We start from the raw sequence: 1,672 nt of genomic DNA, 5'->3' as shown, positions 1-1,672 counted from the left end.
GCTGTTCTATTGTTTACTATAAATAACGAATACCATAAATACATTCTTCATGTATAAATGATAAAATTTTTAATTCATCACTAGATTGGTTGCTATTATAATACATAGATAGAAGTTCATTAAATTTTGCAAATACAGTTTCAGGAATGGACAACAATCCCAAACCTTGGCTAAACATAATCTGATTAGCAGTTAATAACGCAGTTCTCTTATTACCGTCCCAAAATATTTGATTTTTCGAAATGAATAGAAACAGTCGCAATGCCTTTTCTGTCTCTGATATCTCTTGATTCATTATCTTGTCATATTGATTCTTTACCTCATCTTCAGTTAACATTGGAGGAACATACCTTCCTTGAATGGTCGATACTTCTACTCCACCGGTTCGTATTTCACCAGGAAAAAGCGCATCTTCCGCTGCAACGATCCGATTAATCCGCTTACTTGTCTCTAACAGGGGCTCCTGTATGTCATTTAAAAGCATTTCAAAGCCTCTTTTTAAGTTAACGACGGTCAGGACATCATCTACAGCCACGTTGTTAGCCCGATTATACTTAATAATCTCTTCTGTTTGTAATAGTGTTGTATTTAGTCCTTCAAATTTCCCCGCATTATACACCAGTTCCACAATGTTTTTCTTCAATAAATACACGGACTCTTTGCGAGATAAGTGATATTTATCGGGAAATTTATGCCACTTTTCTTCGTTCATCTTCTCACCTCTTGAATTTTTCCTTCTATTATGTAGGGTGTTATTCTGTCATAGATCCAAACTCTTTACGGCAGTATCTTTGTCTTCCTGGGTGATCCCAATATAGCGTAAGGTCTCCCGTTGTGAAGAATGGTTGAGCAGCGACTGAATGATTTCTGTTTTGGTCCCTTGCTTGTACAAAAAATAGCCGAAGGTCTTGCGCATCGAATGGGGGCCAATTTCTTTCAACCCAACCGCCGTTCCTGCTTCATGAATGATCCGCCAAAGACTTTGTCGGGTCAAAGGTGTATCTGCTCCCTTTCGACTTGGAAACAAATAATTGCTGAAGTCTTGTGCTTGTAACTGCTCAGGAAATTCTGATTGAACATAATCAAGAATCACTTTTCGTAATTTGTTCGAAATGAAGACCGAATTGTGTTTAGCTGTTTTTTGTTCCTTCATGGCCAGACGTTCTTTGACAATTACCCGACCACGGGAAATTTCTAATACATCACTTAATTTCAACTGTCTTAAATCAGAGATTCGATACGCCGTATTGATCCCAATCGAAAAAAGCACCAAATTTCGTTGCCCATATTTTCCGGAAGCCAAAATTGCCTTCATGGCATCGATCTTTTTTTTGTCGCGAATCGGTTCCACGCTCTTCATTTTTAGCCCCCTCTCAAATGTTACTTAATATGATTATAACAGATAATAAGTCACATTTAAACATGCTATAGAAAAAAGGCCCTAAAAGAAAAGTGATTTTCTCTTAGAGCCTCTAAGGATGGAGCGATTTTCACGAATGTGACAGAATCCGATTGTGTCTCTTTCGTTTTGGAATAATTTTTTGAATTTTTCTCCAAACAGTTAGTACACAATGAATACAAAAACTTATAAAGAATTCGATAGTTAATTTTTTCTTTTCGCAGAAGATAAGGACTTATTTAAAATGAACTAAATATTATTTGCGTACAAACA

At 36.4% G+C, this 1,672-nt stretch carries 2 protein-coding genes; both read right to left on the bottom strand.

Going from position 1 to position 1,672, the window contains the following annotated elements; all coding sequences use genetic code 11:
* Positions 1–16 precede the first annotated feature (16 nt).
* Entirely contained in the window at positions 17–712 is a 696-nt protein-coding gene (locus A5867_RS05000; protein WP_087627004.1) for a Fic family protein, read from the bottom strand.
* A 48-nt stretch (positions 713–760) separates the two neighbouring features.
* Positions 761–1,360, bottom strand: a complete 600-nt coding sequence (locus tag A5867_RS04995) for a tyrosine-type recombinase/integrase (protein WP_007209274.1) — start codon at positions 1,358–1,360, stop codon at positions 761–763.
* Positions 1,361–1,672: the final 312 nt, after the last annotated feature.

This window comes from Enterococcus sp. 6D12_DIV0197, from assembly GCF_002174385.1.
Taxonomy (GTDB): domain Bacteria; phylum Bacillota; class Bacilli; order Lactobacillales; family Enterococcaceae; genus Enterococcus_D; species Enterococcus_D casseliflavus.
This window is presented reverse-complemented; position numbering and strand designations above follow the sequence as displayed.